This is a genomic window from Rubrivivax sp. A210 (assembly GCF_904426505.1).
GTDB lineage: Bacteria > Pseudomonadota > Gammaproteobacteria > Burkholderiales > Burkholderiaceae_C > Rubrivivax.
On record NZ_CAJGBN010000005.1, the window covers coordinates 23,713 to 46,980 of the forward strand.

The 23,268-nt window shown below is 69.4% G+C and carries 16 protein-coding genes and 1 other RNA gene; 6 read left to right on the top strand and 11 right to left on the bottom strand.

What is annotated here, in order from left to right; all coding sequences use genetic code 11:
- The first annotated feature begins 41 nt into the window (after window positions 1–41).
- From JMV16_RS05710 to cobA, 6 genes are read left to right on the top strand one after another with little or no spacing between them, the layout of a single operon-like run.
- A complete protein-coding gene (locus tag JMV16_RS05710; protein WP_201493299.1) occupies window positions 42–806 on the top strand; it encodes an ABC transporter ATP-binding protein in 765 nt (254 codons plus the stop codon).
- Window positions 806–1,723, top strand: coding sequence for a GAF domain-containing protein (locus tag JMV16_RS05715; RefSeq protein ID WP_201493223.1), 918 nt, complete (start codon window positions 806–808; stop codon window positions 1,721–1,723). Before JMV16_RS05710 ends, JMV16_RS05715 begins: the two co-directional genes overlap by 1 nt.
- Before the next feature lie 44 nt (window positions 1,724–1,767).
- Complete coding sequence (nirB, locus tag JMV16_RS05720) at window positions 1,768–4,224, top strand: nitrite reductase large subunit NirB (RefSeq protein WP_201493224.1); 2,457 nt, start codon at window positions 1,768–1,770, stop codon at window positions 4,222–4,224.
- Window positions 4,221–4,601 (top strand): nitrite reductase small subunit NirD, encoded by a 381-nt coding sequence (gene nirD, locus JMV16_RS05725; RefSeq protein WP_201493225.1) that lies wholly within the window; start codon window positions 4,221–4,223, stop codon window positions 4,599–4,601. Before nirB ends, nirD begins: the two co-directional genes overlap by 4 nt.
- 17 nt (window positions 4,602–4,618) lie before the next feature.
- On the top strand, window positions 4,619–7,387 hold the full coding sequence (locus JMV16_RS05730; RefSeq protein ID WP_201493226.1) for a nitrate reductase: 2,769 nt from the start codon (window positions 4,619–4,621) through the stop codon (window positions 7,385–7,387).
- Window positions 7,384–8,220, top strand: coding sequence for a uroporphyrinogen-III C-methyltransferase (cobA, locus tag JMV16_RS05735; RefSeq protein ID WP_201493227.1), 837 nt, complete (start codon window positions 7,384–7,386; stop codon window positions 8,218–8,220). Before JMV16_RS05730 ends, cobA begins: the two co-directional genes overlap by 4 nt.
- 39 nt (window positions 8,221–8,259) lie before the next feature.
- Here the strand turns inward: cobA and JMV16_RS05740 are convergent, their stop codons facing one another.
- From JMV16_RS05740 to urtA, 11 genes are all read right to left on the bottom strand, one after another.
- The gene (locus JMV16_RS05740) at window positions 8,260–8,883 is read right to left on the bottom strand and encodes a hypothetical protein (protein WP_201493228.1); all 624 of its coding nucleotides are present in this window, start codon (window positions 8,881–8,883) and stop codon (window positions 8,260–8,262) included.
- A gap of 93 nt (window positions 8,884–8,976) precedes the next feature.
- Window positions 8,977–12,294, bottom strand: a complete 3,318-nt coding sequence (locus tag JMV16_RS05745) for an AAA family ATPase (protein WP_201493229.1) — start codon at window positions 12,292–12,294, stop codon at window positions 8,977–8,979.
- A 351-nt stretch (window positions 12,295–12,645) separates the two neighbouring features.
- On the bottom strand, window positions 12,646–13,779 hold the full coding sequence (locus JMV16_RS05750) for a carbonic anhydrase (protein ID WP_201493230.1): 1,134 nt from the start codon (window positions 13,777–13,779) through the stop codon (window positions 12,646–12,648).
- Window positions 13,780–13,938: 159 nt separating this feature from the next.
- Window positions 13,939–14,383, bottom strand: an RNA gene (rnpB, locus tag JMV16_RS05755) — RNase P RNA component class A.
- Between the two features lie 25 nt (window positions 14,384–14,408).
- Complete coding sequence (locus JMV16_RS05760) at window positions 14,409–16,595, bottom strand: diguanylate cyclase (protein WP_201493231.1); 2,187 nt, start codon at window positions 16,593–16,595, stop codon at window positions 14,409–14,411.
- Window positions 16,592–17,383, bottom strand: coding sequence for a substrate-binding periplasmic protein (locus JMV16_RS05765; protein WP_201493232.1), 792 nt, complete (start codon window positions 17,381–17,383; stop codon window positions 16,592–16,594). Before JMV16_RS05765 ends, JMV16_RS05760 begins: the two co-directional genes overlap by 4 nt.
- Before the next feature lie 129 nt (window positions 17,384–17,512).
- Complete coding sequence (gene urtE / locus JMV16_RS05770) at window positions 17,513–18,223, bottom strand: urea ABC transporter ATP-binding subunit UrtE (RefSeq protein WP_201493233.1); 711 nt, start codon at window positions 18,221–18,223, stop codon at window positions 17,513–17,515.
- Window positions 18,213–19,064 (bottom strand): urea ABC transporter ATP-binding protein UrtD, encoded by an 852-nt coding sequence (urtD, locus tag JMV16_RS05775; protein WP_201493234.1) that lies wholly within the window; start codon window positions 19,062–19,064, stop codon window positions 18,213–18,215. The genes urtE and urtD overlap by 11 nt, the downstream gene beginning before the upstream one ends.
- On the bottom strand, window positions 19,061–20,155 hold the full coding sequence (gene urtC / locus JMV16_RS05780; protein WP_201493235.1) for an urea ABC transporter permease subunit UrtC: 1,095 nt from the start codon (window positions 20,153–20,155) through the stop codon (window positions 19,061–19,063). The genes urtD and urtC overlap by 4 nt, the downstream gene beginning before the upstream one ends.
- Window positions 20,152–21,699: an urea ABC transporter permease subunit UrtB gene (urtB, locus tag JMV16_RS05785; RefSeq protein ID WP_201493236.1), complete on the bottom strand. Its 1,548-nt coding sequence runs from the start codon at window positions 21,697–21,699 to the stop codon at window positions 20,152–20,154. The genes urtC and urtB overlap by 4 nt, the downstream gene beginning before the upstream one ends.
- 190 nt (window positions 21,700–21,889) lie before the next feature.
- Complete coding sequence (urtA, locus tag JMV16_RS05790; RefSeq protein ID WP_411565010.1) at window positions 21,890–23,116, bottom strand: urea ABC transporter substrate-binding protein; 1,227 nt, start codon at window positions 23,114–23,116, stop codon at window positions 21,890–21,892.
- Between the last annotated feature and the right edge of the window lie 152 nt (window positions 23,117–23,268).

Consider the following 23,268-nt stretch of genomic DNA (forward strand, 5'->3'; position numbering starts at 1 on the left):
GCAAGACCACCAGGCCGATGCTGCAGATCGCCGATGTCGGCATGAGCTTCGCCACCAGGCGGGGGCCCTTCGTGGCACTGCGCGACATCTCGCTGGACGTGCAGCGCGGCGAGTTCGTGACGCTGATCGGCCACTCGGGCTGTGGCAAGTCGACCCTTCTCAACCTGGTGGCCGGCCTGACCACACCCACCCAGGGCGTGCTGCTGCTTGACGACCGCGAACTCGAAGGCCCGGGGCCCGACCGCGGCGTCGTGTTCCAGAACCATTCGCTGCTGCCCTGGCTGAGCTGCCTGGACAACGTGCTGCTGGCGGTGGAGCGCGTCTTCGGCGAGAAGGAGAGCAAGGCCCAGTGCCGCGCCCGCGCCCAGGCCGCACTGGAACTGGTGAGCATGGCCCACGCCGCCGCCAAGCGCCCGCACGAGATCTCGGGTGGCATGAAGCAGCGCGTGGGCATTGCCCGCGCGCTGGCGATGGAGCCCAAGATGCTGCTGATGGACGAGCCCTTCGGCGCGCTGGATGCGCTCACGCGAGCGCGGCTGCAGGACGAACTGACCAAGATCGTGGCCAGCACCGGCGCCACCGTGATGATGGTCACCCATGACGTGGACGAGGCGGTGCTGTTGTCCGACCGCATCGTGATGATGACCAACGGCCCCGCCGCCACCATCGGCGAGGTGCTGCGGGTGGACCTGCCGCGGCCGCGCAACCGCGTCGAGCTGGTCGAGGACCGTGCCTACGTGCAATACCGCAAGGAGGTGATCGACTTCCTCTACATGCGCCACAGCCACGTCGAGAGGGCCGCCTGATGCAGCCCGCCGACACCTTCATCCGCGTTGTCGAGGTCTGGGAACCCGAGGCCGAAGGCTCGCTGCTGGTGCTGGGCGGCGGCCACTATGGCAGCGCCCGCCACTTCGGCGCCCTCAGCCACCACATGTGCTTCGGCCGCGGCGAGGGCCTGCCGGGCCAGGCCTGGGAGACTGGCCGGCCCATCGTGCTCGAAAGCCTGGAGGGCTCGGTCTTCCGCCGCACCCAGGCGGCCCAGGCCGAGGGCCTGAGCTGCGCCATCGCCCTGCCCCTGTTCGACGGCGAAAGGCTCAAGGCGGTGGTGCTGATCTTCTGCGGCAGCAGCAGCCGCGACGTGGCCGGCGCCATCGAGCTGTGGCGCAACGACCCGGCCGAATCGCGCGATCTCACGCTGGACGGCGGCCACTATGGCCAGACCGCCGAGGCCTTCGAGTTCATCTCGCGCCGCACCGCCTTCCGCAAGGGCACGGGCCTGCCCGGCCTGGCCTGGGAGAGCGGCCTGCCGGTCTTCATGCCCGACCTCGGCAAGGGCGGCCGCTTCCTGCGCGCCGACAGCGCTCAGAAGGTGGGCATCAACCGCGGCTTTGCCCTGCCCTGCAGCGCCGCCGACGGCTGCCACTATGTGATGGCCTTTCTCTCGGCCCTGGCCACGCCCATCGTGCGCCGCTTCGAGACCTGGCTGCCCGATGAGGCCGGCAGCTACCTGCTGCGCCGCGAAGGCTTCTGCGAGACCGCGGGCGCGCTGGACAGCGGGCATTTCGACGAGCGCGTGGCCAGCGGCAGCGGCGCCCTGGGCCAGGCCCTGGCCAGCGGCGTGCCGCGCATCGGCGAGTCCCCGGTGGCCGGCCTGCAGACGCTGATCGCCTTGCCGGTGCTGCGCGCCGGCCGCGTGGCGGCCGTCGTCGCCTGGTATTTCTGAACCCGCGTCGCAGCCCTCTGCACAAGAGGACACGAGAGGACTCCATGAAGAAGATGAAACTGGTGCTCATCGGCAATGGCATGGCCGGCGTGCGCACGCTGGAAGAGCTGCTGAAGATCGCCCCCGATCTCTACGAGATCACGGTGTTCGGCGCCGAGCCCCACCCCAACTACAACCGCATCCTGCTCTCGCCGGTGCTGGCTGGCGAGCAGACGCTGGACGAGATCGTGCTCAACCCCTTGAGCTGGTATGCCGAACACGGCATCACGCTGCACGCCGGCAAGACGGTGGAGCGCATCGACCGCGTCAAGCGCATCGTGTACGCGGCCGACGGCACCCAGGCGCCCTATGACCGCCTGCTGCTGGCCACCGGCTCCAGCCCCTTCATCCTGCCGGTGCCGGGCAAGGACTTGCAGGGCGTGCTGGCCTACCGCGATATCGCCGACACCCAGGCCATGATCGATGCGGCCGCCAAGTACAAGCACGCCGTCGTCATCGGCGGCGGCCTGCTGGGCCTGGAGGCCGCCAACGGCCTGATGCGGCGCGGCATGCAGGTCACCGTGGTCCACATCATGCCGTGGCTGATGGAGCGCCAGCTCGACGACACCGCCGGCAAGCTGCTGCAGAAATCGCTGGAAGAGCGCGGCATCCGCTTCATGATGGGCGCGCAGACCGAGGCCCTGATCCCCGACGACAAGGGACGGGTGATGGCGGTGCGCTTCAAGGATGGCCAGGAAATCCCGGCCGACCTGGTGGTGATGGCCGCCGGCATACGCCCCAACACCACCCTGGCCGAGGCGACCGGCCTGCACTGCAACCGCGGCGTCGTCGTCAACGACACGATGCAGACGATCACCGACCCGCGCATCTATTCGGTGGGCGAGTGCGCCGCCCACCGCGGCATCGCCTACGGCCTGGTGGCGCCGCTGTTCGAGCAGGGCAAGGTCTGCGCCACCCACCTGGCGCAGTTCGGCATCGGCCGCTACACCGGCAGCCAGACCAGCACCAAGCTCAAGGTCACCGGCATCGACCTCTTCTCGGCCGGCAATTTCACCGGCGGCGAGGGGTTCGAGGAGATCGTGATGAGCGACGCCGTCGGCGGCGTCTACAAGAAGCTCGTGATCAAGGACGACAAGCTGGTCGGCGCCTGCCTCTACGGCGACACGGTGGACGGCAGCTGGTACTTCAAGCTGCTGCGCGACGGCCGCCGCGTCGCCGACATCCGCGACAAGCTGATGTTCGGCGAAAGCAATATCGGCGACCTCGGCCACCAGGGCCACAGCAAGGCCGCGGCCATGGCCGACAGCGACGAGGTCTGCGGCTGCAATGGCGTCAGCAAGGGCAGCATCTGCAAGGCCATACGCGAGAAGGGCCTCTTTACGCTGGACGAGGTGCGCAAGCACACCAAGGCCAGCGCCTCCTGCGGCTCGTGCACCGGCCTGGTGGAGCAGCTGCTGATGTTCACGGCCGGCGGCGACTACAGCGCCACGCCCAAGACCAAGGCCCTATGCGGATGCACCGATCTTGGCCACCAGGCGGTGCGCGAGGCCATCCGCGAGCGCCATCTGCTGAGCATTGCAGATGTACACCGCACGCTGGACTGGCGCACGCCCGACGGCTGCGCCAGCTGCCGCCCGGCGATCAACTACTACCTGCTCAGCAGCTGGCCCAAGGAGGCCCAGGACGATCCGCAGAGCCGCTACATCAACGAGCGCAGCCACGCCAACATCCAGAAGGACGGCAGCTACAGCGTGATCCCGCGCATGTGGGGCGGCGAGACCAGCGCCAGCGAGCTGCGCCGCATCGCCGACGCGGTGGACAAGTACAAGATCCCCACCGTCAAGGTCACCGGCGGCCAGCGCATCGACCTGCTCGGCGTGAAGAAGGAAGACCTGCCCGGCGTGTGGAAGGACATCGGCATGCCCAGCGGCCACGCCTATGCCAAGGCGCTGCGCACGGTGAAGACCTGCGTCGGCAGCGAGTGGTGCCGCTTCGGCACGCAAGACAGCACGCAGATGGGCAAGGATCTCGAACGCGCGCTGTGGCGCATGTATGCGCCGCACAAGGTCAAGCTGGCGGTGAGCGGCTGCCCGCGCAACTGCGCCGAGGCCGGCATCAAGGACGTGGGCGTGATCGGCGTGGACTCCGGCTGGGAGATCCACATCGGCGGCAACGGCGGCATCAAGACCGAGGTGGCGCACTTCCTCGTCAAGCTCAAGACCCCCGCCGAGGTGCTGGAGTACAGCGGCGCCTTCCTGCAGCTCTACCGCGAGGAAGGCTGGTACCTCGAACGCACGGTGCACTACATCAACCGCGTCGGCCTGGACACGGTCAAGAAGCGCATCCTCGACGACGAACAGGGCCGGCGCGCGCTGTGGGAGAAGTTGCAGTTCAGCCTCGACGGTGAGCCCGACCCCTGGTTCGATTTCGAGCAGGCGCGCGTCGACCTGAGCCAGTTCGAGCCGGTGGCGGCGCCGAGCAACGTGAAGGAGATCGCATGAAGGACTGGACCGCCGTCTGCTCGCTCGATGAGCTGCCGCGCCTGGGTGCGCGCCGCGTCGCCCGCGCCCGGGGCATGCCGGTGGCGCTGTTCCGCACCGGCGACGACCGCGTCTTTGCGCTGCTTGACCGCTGCCCGCACAAGGGCGGGCCGCTCAGCCAGGGCATCGTCTACGGCGACGGCGTGGCCTGCCCGCTGCACAACCAGACCATCAGCCTGGCCGACGGCCACGCCCGCGCCCCCGATGAAGGGTGTACGCCAACCTTCGCCTGCAAGCTCGAGGACGGCCGCGTCTGGCTCGATGCCGAGGAATTGGCCGCCAAGGCGCTGGACCTGCAGGCGCCGGTCGCCGGCCCCTGCGCCAAGGCCCAGGCCTGAGGGCCGCTGAGCGAGCCATGGCCGAGACCCGTTCCACCTGCCCTTACTGCGGCGTCGGCTGCGGCGTCGTCATCGAGCATGAGAGCGGGCAGATCAGCGGCGTGCGCGGCGACCCCGAGCATCCGGCCAACTTCGGCCGCCTGTGTACCAAGGGCCAGACCCTGCACCTCACGGCCGCGGCCGGCATCACGCGCCAGGTGCGCGCGCTGCAGCCGCTGCGTCGCGCCACCCGCGGCGGCGAGTTGCAGCCCGTCGGCTGGGACGCGGCGCTGGACGAAGTGGCGAGCCGCTTTGCCACCACCATCCAGCAGCACGGGCCCGACGCGGTGGGCCTGTACCTCTCGGGCCAGTTGCTCACCGAGGACTACTACGTCTTCAACAAGCTGACCAAGGGCCTGATAGGCACGAACAACGTCGACACCAACTCGCGCCTGTGCATGAGCAGCGCGGTGGCCGGCTACAAGCAAAGCCTGGGCGCCGACGCGCCGCCGGCCTGCTACGAAGACCTGGCCCTGGCGCAGACGGTCTTCATCACCGGCTCCAACATGGCCTGGGCCCATCCGGTGCTGTTCCGGCGCCTGGAAGACGCGCGCCGCGCCAACCCGGCGCAAAGGCTCATCGTCGTCGACCCGCGTCGCACCGAGACCGCCGCCGTCGCCGACCTGCACCTGCAACTGCTGCCCGGCACCGATGTCGTGCTGCACCACGCCCTGCTGCACCTGATGCTGTGGGAAGGCCTGGTCGATGCCGACTACATCGCGGCCCACACCAGCGGCTTCCCCGCACTGCGCGACCGCGTGCGCGAGATCAGCCCGGCCCAGGCCGCCAAGACCTGCGGCCTGAAGGAGGCCGACATCGTGCAGGCGGCGCGCTGGTTCGCCGGCCTGGCTGCCGATGGCAGCCGCAGGCCCACGCTGTCGCTCTACTGCCAGGGCCTGAACCAGAGCACGAGCGGCACCGACAAGAACAGCAGCCTGATCAACCTGCACCTGGCCACGGGCCAGATCGGCCGCGCCGGTGCCGGACCCTTCTCGCTCACCGGCCAGCCCAATGCGATGGGCGGGCGCGAGGTCGGCGGCCTGGCCAACCAGCTCAGCGCCCACCGCGACCTCGCCGACCCGGCGCACCGCGCCGAGGTGGCCGCGCTCTGGGGCGTGAGCCAGGTGCCGGCCGCGCCGGGCCTGAGCGCGGTGGAGATGTTCGAGGCCGCGGCCGACGGCCGCATCAAGGCGCTGTGGATAGCCTGCACCAACCCGGCCCAGAGCCTGCCCGACCAGAACCTGGTGCGGCGCGCGCTGCAGCGCTGCGAATTCGTCGTCGTGCAGGAGGCCTATGCCCATACCGCGACGGCCGCCTGTGCCGACCTGCTGCTGCCGGCCAGCAGCTGGGGCGAGAAGGCGGGCACGGTGACCAACAGCGAACGCCGCATCAGCCGCGTGTACGCCGCCGTGCCGGCCCCGGGCCAGGCGCGCGACGACTGGCGCATCGCCGTGGACGTGGCGCGCCGCCTCGAGGCCCTGCTGCCGCCCCGGCGTGCCGACGGCACCAGCCTCTTTCCCTATGAGACGCCCGAGAGCATCTGGATGGAGCACCGCGAGAGCACGCGCGGGCGCGATCTCGACATCACCGGCCTCAGCTATGCCGCGCTGGAGAACCCGCAGCAATGGCCTTGCCCGCAAGGCGCCAGCGCCGGCCGGGCACGGCTCTACGAAGACGGCCGCTTTGCCACGCCCGACGGCCGCGCCCGTTTCGTGGCCCCGGCCTGGCGGCCTGTGGCCGAGCCGCGCGACGCACGCTACCCCATCGCGCTGAACACCGGCCGCCTGCGCGACCAGTGGCATGGCATGAGCCGCACCGGCACCCTGGGCCGCCTCTATGCCCACGCCAGCGAGCCGGCGCTGGAACTGCACCCGCAGGAGCTGGCGCGGCGGCACTGGGCGGCGGGCGATCTGGTGCGCGTCAGCTCGCGCCGCGGCCAGCTGGTGCTGCCGGTGCAGGCCAGCGAGGCGGTGATGCCGGCCCAGGCCTTCATCGCCATGCACTGGGGCCCCGAGGCCATGGCCGGCCTGGGCGTCAACGCGCTCACCACCTCGGCCTATTGCCCGCAGTCCATGCAGCCCGAGTTGAAGCATGCCGCGGTCAGGCTGGAGCCGGCAGCCCTGCCCTGGCAGGTCGTGGCCGCGGCCTGGCTGCCGGCCGACGCGGCCCTCATGCTGCGCGAGACCCTGCGCGCCCGCTTCGCCGCCTGGGGCTACGCCAGCTGCCTGCCCTTCGGGCGCGAGCCCGACGGGCGCATCGGCTTGCTGTTCCGCGCCGCCGCTGCCGCGCCGCTGCCGGCCGAGCTGCCGCCACTGGAGGCCGTGTTGGGCCTGGGCGATGGCCGCGTGCTGCGCTACGCCGATGCCCGCGCCGGCCAGCACCGCGCGATGCGCCTGCACGACGACGGCACGCTGCAGGCCTTTGTGCTGGCTGGCGATGCCGCCGCCCAGGCCTGGGTGCTGGCCCTGCTGCAGCAGGGCCAGCCGGCAGCCGCCTTTGGCCGCGCCCTGCTGGCCGCCAGCCGCACACCGCCGCTGCCGGTGGCCGCACGCTCGCGCCAGGTCTGCGCCTGCCACGATGTCGACGAAGACCGCATCGCCGCGACGCTGAAGCTGTGCGAAGGCGACGAGGCAGCGCGGCTGCAAAGCCTGCAAGGACAGCTGAAGTGCGGCACCTCCTGCGGCTCCTGCCTGCCGACCCTGAAGACGCTGCTGCGCCAGCACCCACGCACAGCGATCCCTGCATGAAGACCCGTGACGACATCCCCACCGTGACCCTGGTCGGCGCCGGCCCCGGCGACCCCGAACTGCTGACGATCAAGGCCGTGAAAGCGCTGCGCCGCGCCAGCCTGGCCCTGGTCGACGACCTGGTACACCCGGACGTGCTGCGCCACCTGCGGCGCGGCGCCCGCGTCGTCCACGTCGGCAAGCGCGGCGGCTGCCCGAGCACGCCGCAAGCCTTCATCCACCGCCTGATGGTGGCCGAGGCCCAACGCGGCGAGCGCGTCGTGCGCATCAAGGGCGGCGACCCCTTCGTCTTCGGCCGCGGCGGCGAGGAATGCGAGGCGCTGCGTGCGGCCGGCATCGCGGTCGAGGTCATCAGCGGCCTCACGGCCGGCATTGCCGCGCCGGCGGCCATCGGCATCCCGGTCACCGACCGCCGCTGGACGCGCGGCGTGGCCCTGGTCACCGGCCATGCAGGCACCGAAGAAGGCGAACCCGACTGGGCGGCGCTGGCGCGCTCGGGCCTGACGCTGGTGATCTACATGGGCGTGGCCCGCCTGCCCGCCATCACCGCCGCCCTGCGTGCCGCCGGCCTGGCCGGCGACAAGCCGGCCGCGGTGGTCTGCCATGCCCACACGCCGGCCCAGCGCCAGGCGGTGTGTACGCTGGACAGCCTGGTGGAAACCGTGGCCCGCGAAGGCCTGGCCAGCCCGGCCATCGTCGTCATCGGCGATGTGGTGCAGGCGGCGCCGGCCTGGGGCGGGGTTGCGGTCGCAGCGCTGGACAGTGTGCGCGCCGCGCCCGCGCACTACGGAACGACTCCCGGGCGTTCTTCAGCCTGGGCCTCTACCTCCTGATCTGGAGCCCTGTGAAGCCGACCGCGGCCGCGACCCGGCTCAAACGCCAACCCATCGCCGCCGCATCAGCAGTGCCAAGCCCGCCAGGCCGCCCAACATTGCAGCCCAGGTCGGCGCCTCGGGCACGGCCCGCACGAGGTAGACGCCCGTGCTCGAACCAGGAAACGTGGGCCAGAAGTTCGGGGAGTTGTTGGAGAACACATCGGGGGAGCAGCCCGCGTTGATGCTCACGCAGGTGTAGGTGTGTGCGCTTGCAGTCGTCAGGTCGTCCAGCCAACCCAGCACGACAGAGCCGCTCCCGAGCTGGTCTATGAAGCTGCTGCGCTGCGCAACGGTGGCAGCCATCGAAACCACGCTGTTGGCCTGCGACGCGTAAGTGATGCCGAAAGCGTCGAACAGATCGCTGACCTCCACGCGCTTGGCCCAGTGAAAGCCGAATGGCGCGTAGGTATTCACCGCGGCCGCCACTGTGCTGCCCCTCGTGACCGAAAGATCGAGGAACTCGAGCACACCCGGGCCCACCTGGATGCGCGTCAGGTCACCCGGCGTATTCAGCGTGCCCGATCCCAGGAGCACGCCCACTGCAAAGGCCGACGGCGCGGCAAGCGTTCCCAATGTGGCGGCAACGGCCAAACTTCCACTCAGTTTCATCGCATGCTCCATTTGCTCCTGCGGCACCGAACCCGCTGTCCGATGCACTGCGCGCAGTTGACAACAAGGCGAGTGAATTTGGAGTGAAAGCCGTTGCCGCAGAACTCAGGCGTCGGCTTCATCGAGCAGGTCGCGGTTGACGGGGTTGCAGCGAAGAAAGGATCGCCGCAGATCCGCCGGCAAACGCCGGGCCGCTTGCAGAACCCAGGCGCGTCCCTGAGCGCGTGCATGCGCCGCACGGCCGGGCTCGCCGGCTCGTTGCCAGACCCGGGCCAGGATCAGCCAGGCGTGCGGTACGTAGATCTGAAACGACAGGCTGCTGGCGCCGATGTCACCCAGCTCGGACGCCAGATCGACGGCGGCCTGCAGTGCTTCGGAACCATCGATATCGGCCAGGCGATCAAGCTCACGAACCATCGTGGCCCTCGCAAAGCCGAGCACGCCGACTCGCACAGCCTGCCGGCGAAGCTCACGGAGGGTCACGACGACCACCTGCGCCTGGCCCTGCCAGGACCATTCGAGCCAGGCGCTCTGCCCATGCGAAAGATCCGGATGCGCCGCCTGGATTCGCCCGATAGCCTCCAGTGCCGCATCGTCCGGGCGCCCCTCCAAGGCGGCCACCCGCGCCTGCACCCAATGCCATCGCATCTGAAGGCCGGGATTGAGGCCGTCGGGTGCCGACGGCAGCACCTCGGCGGCCTTGCGGCTGTCGCCGAGCGTCAGCCAAAGGTAGGCCGACGACATGCACATGACCGCCCGCGGTTGCGGGGCGGCCTGCTCGCCAAGCACCACGGCCGCTGCGGCCAGCGCAGCCAGCGCCTCATCGAAATGGCCATGCCAGGCCGCCGAATTGCTGAGCGCCACGAGATTCAGCCCTCGCGTGTGGCTGTTCGTCGACGAACCCATCGTGTCGTGCTGCCGCCGCACGCTGCGTGCCAGCGAATAGGCCTCGCCGGTTTCGCCGCAAACCATCAGCAGCGTGCAAAGGTTGCCATCGACCTGGACCGCTTCGGTCAGATCGCCGGCGGCGCGGGCAAGTTCGGCCGACTTCCGCGCCGCGGCCACGGCCTGGCCGATGCATCCGTTGTGGAAGAGCACAACGACACCCAGATGGGTCAGGCGCAGCACCTGCTCGGCGTCTCCTCCACGAACGGCGAGTTCCTCAGCATCTTCCTGGGCTCGCAGTGCCTCGGCAATCCGGCCGGACTGCGCCAGCGCCGTCGTGCGCACGACCTTGGCCTCGACCTCCGAGACCACATCCAGGGCGGGATGCCGCAGCACCGCATCCGCCACGCTCAGGGCTTCATCGTTGTCGCCCAGGTGAACCAGCGCATCGGCCTGCAACAGCATCACCCGCAGCTGCTGCCCGGGCCTCACAGCCAGGGCTCGCAACTGCGGCAGTTCAGCCAGCAAGGCTTTCGGACCGCTGAGTACAAGCGTGCCGCCTGTCCGCCGGCACCACGCGTCGAAGGCCGAGTCCGCGTCTGCGGCCTGCTGCCAGCAGCCCGCTGCGCGCTCCAGCAGCGTCTGGTGCGCCTGCAATTGACCGGCCATGCGCGCAGCCGCCGCGGCGGCCAGCAGACAGCGAGCGGCCGGCGCCCAGCATTTGGCTGCCTCCCAGTAGTGGGCCAGCCTGCCCGGTGGGATGCCCGGGTCGTCCTTCAAGGCTTCGGCAATGCGGACGTGCAGAAGCGGGCGCAATGCGCCGGGAACATCCATCAGCGCGCATTCGCGCAGCAGGTCATGCCTGAAGCGAGGGCCTGCGAAGACACGGCATCGCTCGAGAGCCTGCAGGCCCTCGCCCAGTGCGGTGCTGGCCAGCCCCGCCACCGCAGCAGCGCGCGCCGCGGTGAAATCTCCGCCCATCAGTGCAGCGGCCCACACCAGTTCGGCGCAGTCCGTCGGTACGGCTCGCAGTTGCATCTGCAGCAGCGAAACGATGCTGGCAGGCATCGAAAGCCTCATCTGCGAGGGCTCGGCCTCCTGCTGCCACAGGTCGATCAGCGTCTCGATGCTGATGTACGGGATGCCTCCGGTGTGCGCGCGCAGGGCGCTCGCAAGGCTCGTCGGCAAGCGCTCGGGCAAATTCAGGTCGGCGATCAGCTGCGCGAGGTCATCCACATTCAGTGGCGTGAGATCGACGGCAATCAGCCGCTTCGGGTCGGTAAGCCATGCGTCCACGAGCGCATGCAACTCCAAGGACTGCTCTTCGCGGGCCGTGAAGCCGAACGAAACTGCGCCAAGCTCCTTGCTCGCCGAAAGCCAGCGCAGGGCCTTGACACTGGACAGATCGGCAAAGTGCAAGTTGTCGATCAACAGCGCCTTCAACCCAGTGGGCACCGCCGCCAGCAGCAAGTATTCGCCAGCCTCCCACAGGGCCTCTTCCCGAATGGTCGTACCGATCGGGGGTGGTCCGAACTCATCCAGCAGCCGGCTGAGTTGGTGCCGAACAAGTTCATTGCCAAGCGTGACGGCGTACTCTTGCAGCACCGTTCGAAGCACTCGCTTCAATAGCGAGCAGGCTGACTGCTCGTCGCCCGGGCGTGCTTCGACGATCAGGATGCCCGACCGGCTCTGCGCGAAGTCCTGTATCAGCCGGGTCTTGCCGATGCCTGGCTCGCCACGCAGCAGGAACGCAAGGCCCTGGCGCCAGGCCCGCTCCATGGCCTGCAGCTGGCGCTCGCGGCCCACCAGCGTCGGCGGCCGTTCCAGTACGGGAGGGAGGCTCCCTGGGCGCAGGGCCGGGACGGTCTCGCGCTGCACGAGTCGGAGCAGTTCAAGGGCCTCTGGATGCACTTGCAAGCCGAGCGCCGCCATCTGATGCTGCAGGCGGTCGAAGGTGTCGATGGCCGCCGTCCGGTTGCCCTGCAGGAAGTGCAGGCGCATGAGGCGCAACCAGGCCGGCTCAAGCGTCGGCTCCAGCATCAGGACGCGCTCGAGCGGCGTCCGGGCTTCGGCATACCGACCTTCGTGCTGGAGCCGCGCACTGTGGCTGTTGAGCGCGCCGAACAGCCGATGGCGCCACTGTTGTCGTTGCCGGTCCAGCCAGCGCTGGAAGTCAGGCAGTGCCGCGTAGCTCAGGCCGGCGAGCAGATCGCCGCGACCCAGGAGTTCTTCAAGGGAGAGTTCGTCGAGACTGTCGTTGACGTCCACGCTCACGCTGGGCAGCAGTTGCACTGGATCACCACCCACGCACACAGGGTGCCCGGAAGTCTTGCGAAGCGACGTGAACCGATGCTTCAAACTGCCAACGGCGTGCTCAACATCCTTGTGCGGCCACAGCAGCCTGGCCAATGCGCTCTGTTCTTTCGCGACGTCCAAAGCCAGCCGGGCGATCCAGGCGGCGTCCTGGCTGTCCAGGAAGGCATGGCGCCCTTCACATCGCCAGGTCGGCACGCCGAGAAGGGTGAACCGCAGTTGCACCGCCTGAGCCGGCCAGGCCTTCGACCTTCCCTTGCGTCTTGCGTCCAACGGCCCTCCCGCACACCCACGACTTGCGGCCGGCAACCTGGCGTGCGTCGCGTCGCATGGTGCCCGGTGGTCAAGGCAGGACAGCCGAAGGCCTTCAATCGTGAAGCCGTTGCAGGGAGGAGCCGCGGGTCAAAAGGCCATCCGCAGGACAGCTCCATCATCAATGCAGCCGACGCCGGGTTGAGTGGGCAACCGGGATGTACAGGCTCTGCAGCAATGGCGATGTCAAGCAGCGGATGGGCCGCGATCACCGGGGCCTGGAACAGGCATGCAACGGCCAGGCGCCGCAGTGTCCGGCCGGCCTCAGTTCGACTGCAGGATGCGCCGGCCCGCGGCCGACTGCACCGGCCGCGCATTCATCGGGTAGATGCGCGCGAACAGGTCGATCTGCTCGGCCGAGGCCGTCACCGGCTGGCGCATCACCACCCACTGCACGCCTTCGGTACACGGCGGCGTGGTGAGCGAGCCCATGTAGGTGAAGTAGCGACGGTCGGCGGGCAGCAGTTCGTTGGCATCCAGCGTCACGCGCGCCTGCGATTCCTCGTTGCGTTCCAGCGGCAGGTTGCTCCACACGCGCTGCAGCAGGCCGTGGGACTGCCCCTTGTCGAACAACACCGCCACCACCGCCAGCCGGCCCTCGGGGTCCTTGTGAACCATGTGCAGCGACATCTCGAACTGGCGCCCGTCGATGCGCTCTTCCGAAGGCCGGTGAAAGTGGAACTGCAGCAGCTCGAAGCGGCGCGGTCCGACCTCGATGGCATTGCCCGGCGGCACGTTGACCTGCACCGTGTGGCCGTTGTCGATGACGCCGAAGCGCGAGGGCTGGTAGTCGAACTTCACCGGCTCGAGGTCGACCGCGAGGCCGCCGCGGATGTCGATGGGGCTCTGGCGCTGGCCGTTGCTGCACAGCGCGAACTCGGGCTTGAGGCCGCCCCAGGTCTGGGGGCCGGCGGGGCCGTTGTAGCCCCAGTGGGCTGCGCCGTGGCCCGTGGCCTCGGCGGCCTTGAGCGAAGCCGCGGCCGTGCCATGGCCGGCCGCAGCCGCGGCGCGGGGCCGGTGCGCCGGCGGCGGCACCGCGCGGGGGGCCACACGCAGCTCGCCGGGCTGGTTGGCGGCCAGGGTGCGGGCCGCGAGCTTCTCGGCCAGGCGGGCACGCAGCTGGTCGATGGCGTCGGCGTCGCTGGGGGAGACGCCGGCCACCGGCGGCGCCACCGCTTCCAGCGAGCTGCCGGCGCGCACCGTCTTGAGGCCGCGGTTGGGCAGCACGGTCTCGGCGTGGGCCTCGGGCCTGGCGGCCACCTTCGGTTCCGGCCTCTGCGCCGCCTTGTTCACGGCTGGCGCCGCTGCCCCGTGAGCGGCTCCGGGGTCGGCGGCCAGGGCGCCCAGCGGCCCCAGCAATGCAGCGGCGCAGATCAGGTTCAGGTGGGCGCGGGCCATGGCTTGCCTCTCAAGGGTGTCTCGTCCCTTATCGGCAATCCCGGCATGCCGCTTGACCCGGCGGCCCCGTGCGGGCCAGGCACAAAGTCGCGGCCCGCGGCCGGTGGCCACGGCAACATGGCCGGCCCGCCGGGCCGGGGCCGCCCGTTTCGATGAAAAGTGTGAAGCAGGCCGATAGGCCGGATTCTGTGCAGCCCCTGCAGCTTGCGCCTCGGAGCCGTGACCGCCATTCCTCTGGGCCGGGAGTCACCCCCCGGCTCGGTGCTACCTACCCGCACACTCCCCGGGCCAGGTCAACGTGTGCCTACTTGGTATTGCTGCGCGTAGAGATTGCCCGTTTCACCCAAGGCGGAGCTTGTCCCGCCTTGAGTGGCTGTTCGGTTCGGGCTTGCGCCCGAGGCCGTGCGGCAGGCCGCACGGCCCGCCGGCTTGCGCCGGCGCCTCACAGAACACCCGCCTCGGGGCCCCGCCTTGACTCGTCTCTGTTGCTCTGATCCTCACCTCACGGTGGACAGCCGTTAGCTGCTACGCCGCCCTGCGCAGTCCGGACCTTCCTCCAGTGCCGTGTTTCCACGCTCGCACCAGCGGCGGTCTGGCCTGCTTCACGGGGCGGATTATGGCGGCCGGCGTCAGGCCGGCAGTACACCGGTGGCGAGGCTGGCCGCAGCGGCGCGGCCGGGCGCCACCTCGACGCAATGGCCGCCCCGCGCCTTGGCCACGTACAACGCGGCATCGGCGGCCCGCAGCAGGCCCGCGGCATCGGTGGCTGCGTCCGGGGCGCTGGCCAGGCCGACAGTGAAGGTCACCGCCTCCGGCATCGCCCCCGCGCCCAGTTCGTCGCCCTCGCCGGTGCGCACCAGCAGCTCGACGAAGCGCGCCCTGGCCTCGGCGGCGGTGGCGCCAATCAGCAGGCACATGAACTCGTCGCCGCCCCAGCGGCAGGCCATGTCGCCGGAGCGGATGTTGCGCAGCAGCGCTGCCGCCACCGCGCGCAGCACGCGGTCGCCCACGTCGTGGCCGTAGCTGTCGTTGAAGTGCTTGAAACGGTCGACGTCGACGACGGCCACCGTCAACGCCTGCCCCGAGCGCGCGCAGCGCGCCAGCTCGCGCGGCAGCGTCTCGTCGAAGAGGCGGCGGTTGGGCAGGCCGGTGAGCACGTCGCGCAGCGCCTGGTCGCGCAGGCTCTCGCGCAGGCGCAGGTTGGACAGGCCGAGCTTGATCACCTGCGCGAAGATCTCCACGCGCCGCCGCAGCGCGCCATCCAGCAATTCGTGGTCGGCCGCATCGCCGTCGGCCAGGTGCAGCACGCCCAGGAGTTCACCCTCGACATACAGCGGCATGCACAGCACCAGGTCGATCCGGCCATCGAGGACATGGTTGCAGGGCACGCCGTGCCCGGGCGCCTGCAGGTGCGGGCCGCCGCGCCTTATCGCCCAGCAGTCATCACGCTCGTAGCGCAGCGGCAACCAGTCGGACGGGCCCCAGGTGCAGACGGTGGCCATTTCGGTGCCGGACATGACCATGGCCAGCCCGCCTGAGCCGCCGGCAAACAGGCGTGCGCCGACGGCACCGATGGCGCCATAGGCCTCGGCCTCGGCGCGCGCCGACTGCAGCAGCTCGTTCAGCTCGGCGATGTGGGCCATGTCGAGCTTGTGCGCCTCGAGGTCGCCCACCATTTCGCGCAGCTGCGCGTTGGAGGCGCGCAGTTCTTCATCGCGCCGCCGCCGTTCGGTGGCGTTGGTCACCATCGCCAGCGCGCCGGCGTGGCGGCCGTCGGCGTCGGTGATGGGGCAGGTGGAGAGATAGGTCCACAACTCGCGGCCGTCGGCGCGCAGGAAACGGAACTCGCCCCGTTCGTGGCCGCCGCTCTGGCGCGTGAGGAAGAGCGCCTTGGCGACGCGGGCGCCCTCCTCGTCCATGAAGTCGAACATCGAGCGCCCCAGCAGCAGCGCGGCGCGCGTGCCCAGCATCTCGGCCATGGCCTCGTTGGCCAGCGTCGTCGTGCCGTGCTCGTCGATCTGCCAGACACCCTCGCCAGCGGTCTCGACGATGCGGCGGTGCCGCATTTCGCTGGCGGCCAGGGCCGACGCCGCTGCCTCCATGCTGAGCCTGCGCTCGCGCGCCTCGCGTTCGTAGCGCTCGAAGGCGGCGGAGATTTCACCAATCTCGTCGGCCCGCGGTGCCTCGGCCGGCGCTGCCGGCTCGTCCTGCGCGGGGCCGTTGCGGATGCGCCGCGCCACCGCCGAGAGTGGCCGCGTCAAGGTGAGGTGGAAGCACACGCCCAGCGCCATTGCGACGATCAGGCTGCGCAGCACCGAAAGGCCGCCCTCGCGCCAGATGCCCTGCATCAGGCGTTCGACCCGCGGCCCGCGCGTCGTCACCAGGCGCAGCTCACCCACCCGCTTGCCGCCAGGGCCATGGCTGAGCGACAGGCGGTGCTCGTGGGTGGGCGCGACGAAGCGGGCCCACCAGACGCCGGGGTCGACGGGCGGCGCGGTGCCGCGGCCCCGCGCCAGGGTTTCGCCGAAGTCGTTCTTCAACTCGGCCTCCTGCACCGGCCCGAACGACAGCGTGCCCTGCACGACGACGGCCGCCGCCGCCACGCTCAGCTGGTAGGCGGCCTGGGCGGCGGGTTCGCGCAGGACGGCGAGCAATTGCTCGATTTCCTGGCGCTCCTCCGCTTCCGATTCCCTGAACTCACGGCTGACCTGGTGGGCGCTGAACACCACGCCCAGCAGCAGGCCCACCAGCGCAGCGATCAAGGCCTGCCGGATGGCCAGGCGGCCTTCGAAGTGCCAGGAGCCCTGCGCCTTCATGGCGGGCCGGCCTTGCGGGCACCGCTGGGCCATTGCTGCAGCGATTCTTCGAGCAGGCGTGCCGCCAGTCCGCTGCGCTGTGCCGCCACCAGCCGCGCGTCCACGGCCGCCAGCATGGCCAGGCAGGGGCTGCGGCGGGAGAATGCGAAGTGGACCGTGCCTTCGTTGAGCGGACGCGCCAGCGGCGCTATGCGCTCGGCCAGGCCCTGGCGCAGCAGATGGGCACGCCCGGTGTACAGGCCGGTCACCACGTAGTCGATGCGGCCGGCCAGCAGCTTGCTGAAATTGATGTCCAGGTTGTCGGCGTCTTCCAGGCTCAGGTGCTGCCTGGCATAGCGGTCGAACTCGTCGCCGAAGCGGTCACCGGCGCTGCGCCCGCCGCGCTTGCCCACCAGGTCTTCGAGCGCCTGGAACTTCAGCGGCCGGTCGCGGGCGGCGAACACCGCCATCGGGTTCTGGAACGAAGGCGATGCCGTGAACTCGAGGAAGGCCTGGCGCTCGGGTGTGGGCTTCAGGCTCACGACGAGGTCGATCTCGCCGTACTCGGCCGACTTCAGCACGCGCGGCCAGGGGCCGACGAAGCGCGCCTCCCAGCGCACGCCCAGCTCGTCGAGGATGCGGCCGGCCAGGGCCACGCTGGCGCCAGCCAGGCGCTCGCCCTCGGCCCAGTGGTAGGGCGGATAGTCAGGGTGGGCCGAGAAGACGACGCGCGTGCATTGGCCCGCCACCGGCGCGGCCAGCGCCACCAGCAACAAGCCCACCGCGAATCGACACCGCCCGCCCGTCATCGTCAGCTCCGCCCGCGTACAACCCCGCGAAGACGGATTTTCGGCAGTCAACCGCCCTTGCTTTAGGGCGAAAAGGCGGCAACTGCGGGTGCTGTTCTGCCGCCGTGCGCCGCCGCGGCCCGCCCGGCCTCAGATCGACATGCGCTGGCGCACGCCTTCGGCCTCCATGTCCTTGCCGCGGCCGCGCTGGACGATCTCGCCGCGCTCCATCACCAGGTACTGGTCGGCCAGTTCGGCGGCGAAGTCGTAGTACTGCTCGACCAGCACGATGGCCATGGTCTTGCGGTCGGCCAGCATGCGGATGACGCGGCCGATGTCCTTGATGATGCTGGGCTGTATGCCCTCGGTGGGCTCGTCCAGCATCAGCAGGCGCGGCCCCGCGGCCAGCGCGCGGGCGATGGCCAGCTGCTGCTGCTGGCCGCCGGAGAGGTCGCCTCCGCGGCGGTGCAGGAACTGCTTGAGGATAGGGAACAGCTCGAACAGCTCCGGCGGGATGGCCGAGCCCGCGGGCCGCGACGCCAGGCCCATGCGCAGGTTGTCCTCCACCGTCAGGCGGCCGAAGATCTCGCGCCCCTGCGGCACATAGCCCACGCCCTGGCGCACGCGCTCATAAGGCGTGGCCTTGGTGATGTCGGCGCCAGCCAACTTGATCTGCCCGGCCTTGACCGGCACCACGCCCATCAGGCTCTTGAGCAGCGTGGTCTTGCCCACGCCGTTGCGGCCCAGCACCACCGTCACCTCGCCCAGCCGCGCCTCGAAGGCGAGGCCGCGCAGGATGTGGCTGCCGCCGTAGTACTGGTTCAGGCCCTCGACCTGCAGGACGGGCGCGCTATCGACCAAGATAAACCTCGACGACCTTCTCGTTGGCCTGCACCTCGCTCAGCAGGCCCTCGGCCAGCACGCTGCCTTCGTGCAGCACCGTGACCTTCTTGCGCCCCTGCGTGAGCTGGTCGACGAACTTCATGTCGTGTTCCACCACCACCAGCGAATGCTGGCCTTCGAGCGTGAGGAAGAGCTCGGCGGTGCGCTCGGTTTCCTCGTCGGTCATGCCGGCCACGGGTTCGTCCAGGAGCAGCAGCTTGGGGTCCTGCGCCAGCAGCATGCCGATCTCCAGCCACTGCTTCTGGCCGTGGCTAAGCAGGCCGGCGGTGCGCTGGGCCTCGTCCTTGAGGTGAATGAGCGTCAGCAGTTCGCCCAGGCGGTCGAGCTGGGTGCCATTCAGGCGCGACAGCAGGCTGGCGCGCACGCCGCGGTCGGCCACCAGCGAGAGCTCGAGGTTCTCGAACACGCTGAGCTGCTCGTACACCGTGGGCTTCTGGAACTTGCGGCCGACGCCGATCTGCGCGATCTCGGGCTCGGTCAGGCGCAGCAGGTCGATGTTGGAGCCGAAGAAGACCTTGCCCTTGTCGGGCCGGGTCTTGCCGGTGATGCAGTCCATCATCGTCGTCTTGCCGGCGCCATTGGGGCCGATGATGCAGCGCAGTTCGCCCACGTTGATGGTCAGCGTGAGCGCATTGAGGGCGCGGAAGCCATCGAAGCTGACGGTGATCTCGTCCAGGTACAGCGCCACGCCCTGGCCGAAGTAGGGCTGGTGGCCCGCCATCACGCTGCCGCCGGCGCCGGCGCGAGCCCGGTGCTCGGCCAGGCGGCGCGCGCCCTCTTCCATCAGGTCGGGCGTCATGCCTTGCGCTCCGTCTCTTTGGCGGTCAAGCGGCGCACCAGCCCCACGATGCCGTCCGGCAGGAACAGCGTCACGCCAATGAACAGCGCCCCCAGGAAGAAGAGCCAGAACTCCGGAAAGGCCACCGTGAACCAGCTCTTGGCGCCGTTGACGAAGAAGGCGCCGACGATGGGGCCGATGAGCGTGGCGCGCCCGCCCACCGCGGCCCAGATGGCGATCTCGATGCTCGCTGCGGGGCTCATTTCGCCGGGGTTGATGATGCCCACCTGGGGCACGTAGAGGGCACCGGCCACGCCGCACATCGCGGCGCTGAGGGTCCAGATCGCCAGCTTGTAGTGCACCGGGTTGTAGCCGCTGAACATCACGCGCGTCTCGGCATCGCGAATGGCCTGCAGCACGCGGCCGAACTTGCTGTGTACGATGGCGCGCGACATCAGGTAGAAGCCGATCAGCACCAGCGCCGTCAACACGCACAGGAAGACGCGCATGCCGGGCGTGGTGATGGGCACACCGAGGATGCGCTTGAAATCGGTGAAGCCGTTGTTGCCGCCGAAGCCGGTCTCGTTGCGGAAGAACAGCAGCATCGCGGCGAAGGTCAGCGCCTGCGTGATGATCGAGAAGTAGACGCCCTTGATGCGCGAGCGGAAGGCGAAGAAGCCGAAGACGAAGGCCAGCAGCCCGGGCACCAGCAGCACCAGCAGCATCTGAAGCGCGAAGCTGTCGCTCACGGCCCAGGTCCAGGGGTATTCCTTCCAGTTCAGGAAGACCATGAAGTCGGGCATGTCGCTCTTGTACTGACCGTCGCGGCCGATCTGCCGCATCAGGTACATGCCCATGCCGTAGCCGCCGAGCGCGAAGAAGAGGCCGTGGCCCAGCGAAAGGATGCCGGTATAGCCCCAGATCAGGTCCATCGCCAGCGCACAGATGGCGTAGCAGAGGATCTTGCCGAGCAGGCTGACATGGAAGTCGGCCAGGTGGAAGGCGCTGCCGGCGGGCACCACCAGGTTGAGCAGCGGCACCAGCACGGTGGCCACGATGACGGCGGCCAGCACGGCGGTCCAGCCGCGGGTTCCCAGCAGGCCGCGGTTCATGCCTCAGCACTCCGGCCCTTGAGGGCGAAGATGCCTTGGGGCCGCTTCTGGATGAAGACGACGATGAAGACCAGCACCATGATCTTGGCCAGCACGGCGCCGCTCCAGCCCTCCAGCAGCTTGTTGAGAATGCCCAGGCCCAGGCCGGCGTAGACGGTGCCGGCGAGCTGGCCCACGCCGCCCAGCACCACCACCATGAAGCTGTCGACGATGTAGCCCTGGCCGAGGTCCGGCCCCACATTGCCGACCTGGCTGAGCGCGCAGCCGGCCAGGCCGGCGATGCCGGCGCCGAGCGAAAACGCATAGGTGTCGATGCGCGCCGTGTTCACGCCCATGCAGCTGGCCATGCGCCGGTTCTGCGTCACGCCGCGCACGAAGAGGCCCAGCCGCGTGCGGCTGATGAGCAGGGTCATGCCCACCAGCACCAGGGCCGCGAAGGCCAGGATGGCGAGGCGGTTGTAGGGCAGCGTCAGATTGGGCAGCACCTGCAGCCCGCCCGAGAGCCAGCTGGGGTTCTCGACACCGACGTTCTGCGCGCCGAAGACCGTGCGCACCGCCTGCATCAGGATCAGGCTGATGCCCCAGGTGGCCAGCAGGGTTTCGAGCGGCCGGCCATAGAGCCAGCGGATCACGCTGCGTTCCAGCACCGCACCCACCAGCGCCGCGGCCAGGAAGGAAGCCGGAATGGCCGCCGCGATGTACCAGTCGAAGGCGCCCGGCAGCCAGCTCTTGAAGACGTTCTGCACCACGTAGGTGGCGTAGGCACCGATCATCATCAGCTCGCCGTGGGCCATGTTGATGACGCCCATCAGGCCGTAGGTGATGGCCAGGCCCAGGGCCACCAGCAGCAGGATCGAGCCCAGGCTGATGCCCGAGAACAGCGCGCCCAGGCGCTCACCCCAGGCCAGGCGCGCCTGCACCTTGGACAGCGAAAGGTCGATGGCCGCCTTGACCTCGCCATCGCTCTCGGCTGCCAGGCGCTCGATCAGCAGCGAGCGCGTCGCCGGCTGTTCGCTGCCGGCCAGCAGGCGGGCGGCATCCAGGCGCTTGGCCTTGTCGGGCGAGGAGATCATCACCGCCGCCTTCAGCAGCGAGAGGCGGGCCTTCAACTCGGCGTCGGTTTCGGCGGCCAGCGCCTTCTCGATCACGCCCAGCTTGCCCTCGTCGGCCTGGTCGCGCAGCGCGCTGATGGCCTTGTCGCGCGTGTCGCGGTCGGGGGCGAACAGCGCCAGCGCGGCCAGCGCGGCCTCGAACTCGCGCCGCACGCGGTTGTTGTTGACGACATCCTCGACCCCCGCCGCCGGCAGCGTGGCCGCGCCGCCGCTGGCGGCATCGGTGATCTTGTCGCCGCGCACGATGAAGGCGCGGCCACCGGCCAGCTTCACCTCGTCGGCCAGCAGCGCCTGCACGAAGGGGCCCAGCGCCGGATCGGCAGCCGCCACCGCCGCGTTGAGCGCCGCGATGCGCTCGTCGCTGTCTCCGCTGGCGATGCGCAATGCCTGCTCGGGTGTGAGCGCATGGGCAGGCTGCAAGCCCAACAGCATCAAGACAAGAAAGAGTCGTTTCAGCACAAGCGTGTTGAAGCCAGAAAGCAAAGGACAGTAGGAGAGGGGTCACGAGCCCAGCGCGTAGACCCCCATCAAGCGGACGCCGCGGTACCGGCTCTGCCGGGCCGCTGGCGTCCTGCCCCCCTTGGGGGGGGGGATGCGGCCGCCAGGCCGCTCCGGGGGGCCCTTACTTCGAGGGCTCGTCCTTCTTGCCCTTGTTCTCGGGGATGAAGGGACTCCAGGGCTGGGCCTTGACCGGGCCCGGCGTCTTCCACACCACGTTGAACTGGCCGTCGGCCTTGACCTCGCCGATGAACACGCTCTTGTGCAGGTGGTGGTTCTTCTCATCCATCTTGGACGTGATGCCCGAGGGCGCGGTGTAGGTCTGGCCGGCCATCGCGGCGATCACCTTGTCGGTGTCGGTGCTCTTGGCCTTGGTCACGGCCTGCGCCCACATGTTGAAGCCGATGTAGGTGGCCTCCATCGGGTCATTCGTCAGCGGCTTGTCCTTGTGGCCGGCGATGCCCTTGGCCTTGGCATAGGCGCTCCACTTCTTCACGAAGCCGTCGTTGGCCGGGGCCTTGATCGACATGAAGTAGTTCCACGCGGCCAGGTGGCCTTGCAGCGGCTTGGTGTCGACGCCGCGCAGTTCTTCCTCGCCCACGCTGAAGGCCACCACCGGCACGTCGGTCGCCTTCAGGCCCTGGTTGCCCAGTTCCTTGTAGAAGGGCACGTTGCTGTCGCCGTTGATGGTGGAGACGACGGCGGTCTTCTTGCCTTCGCCGGCGAACTTCTTGATCTTGGCGATGATGGTCTGGTAGTCGGAGTGCCCGAAGGGGGTGTACTCCTCCATGATGTCGGCGTCGGCCACGCCCTTGCTCTTGAGGAAGGAGCGCAGGATCTTGTTGGTGGTGCGCGGGTACACATAGTCGGTGCCCAGCAGCACCCAGCGCTTGGCGCTGCCGCCGTCCTTGCTCATCAGGTATTCCACCGCGGGAATGGCCTGCTGGTTGGGCGCGGCGCCGGTGTAGAAGACGTTCTTGCTGAGTTCTTCGCCTTCGTACTGCACGGGATAGAAGAGCAGCGAGTTCGTCTCTTCGAACACCGGCAGCACGCTCTTGCGCGAGACGCTGGTCCAGCAGCCGAAGACCACGGCCACCTTGTCCTGGCTGATCAGCTGCTTGGCCTTCTCGGCGAACAGCGGCCAGTTCGAGGCCGGGTCCACCACCACCGGCTCGAGCTTCTTGCCCAGCAGGCCGCCCTTGGCATTGATCTCGTCGATGGCCATCAGCACGGTGTCTTTCAGCACCGTCTCGGAAATGGCCATGGTGCCGGACAGCGAATGCAGCACGCCCACCTTGATGGTGTCGGCGGCATGGGCCGGCGTGAGGCCGAGGGCGGCGACGCCCAGCATCAGGGTGGACAGCTTCTGGACGGCACTTCTGCGCGTGGTGTTCATCGGGTTGTGGCTCCGGGTTGATGTTGCGAACGACAGACGCAAGGCTAGGGAGCAAGCCACCAACGGGAAATACGCCGTCCGGCGTATGGGCCGGGGCCGATGGCCCC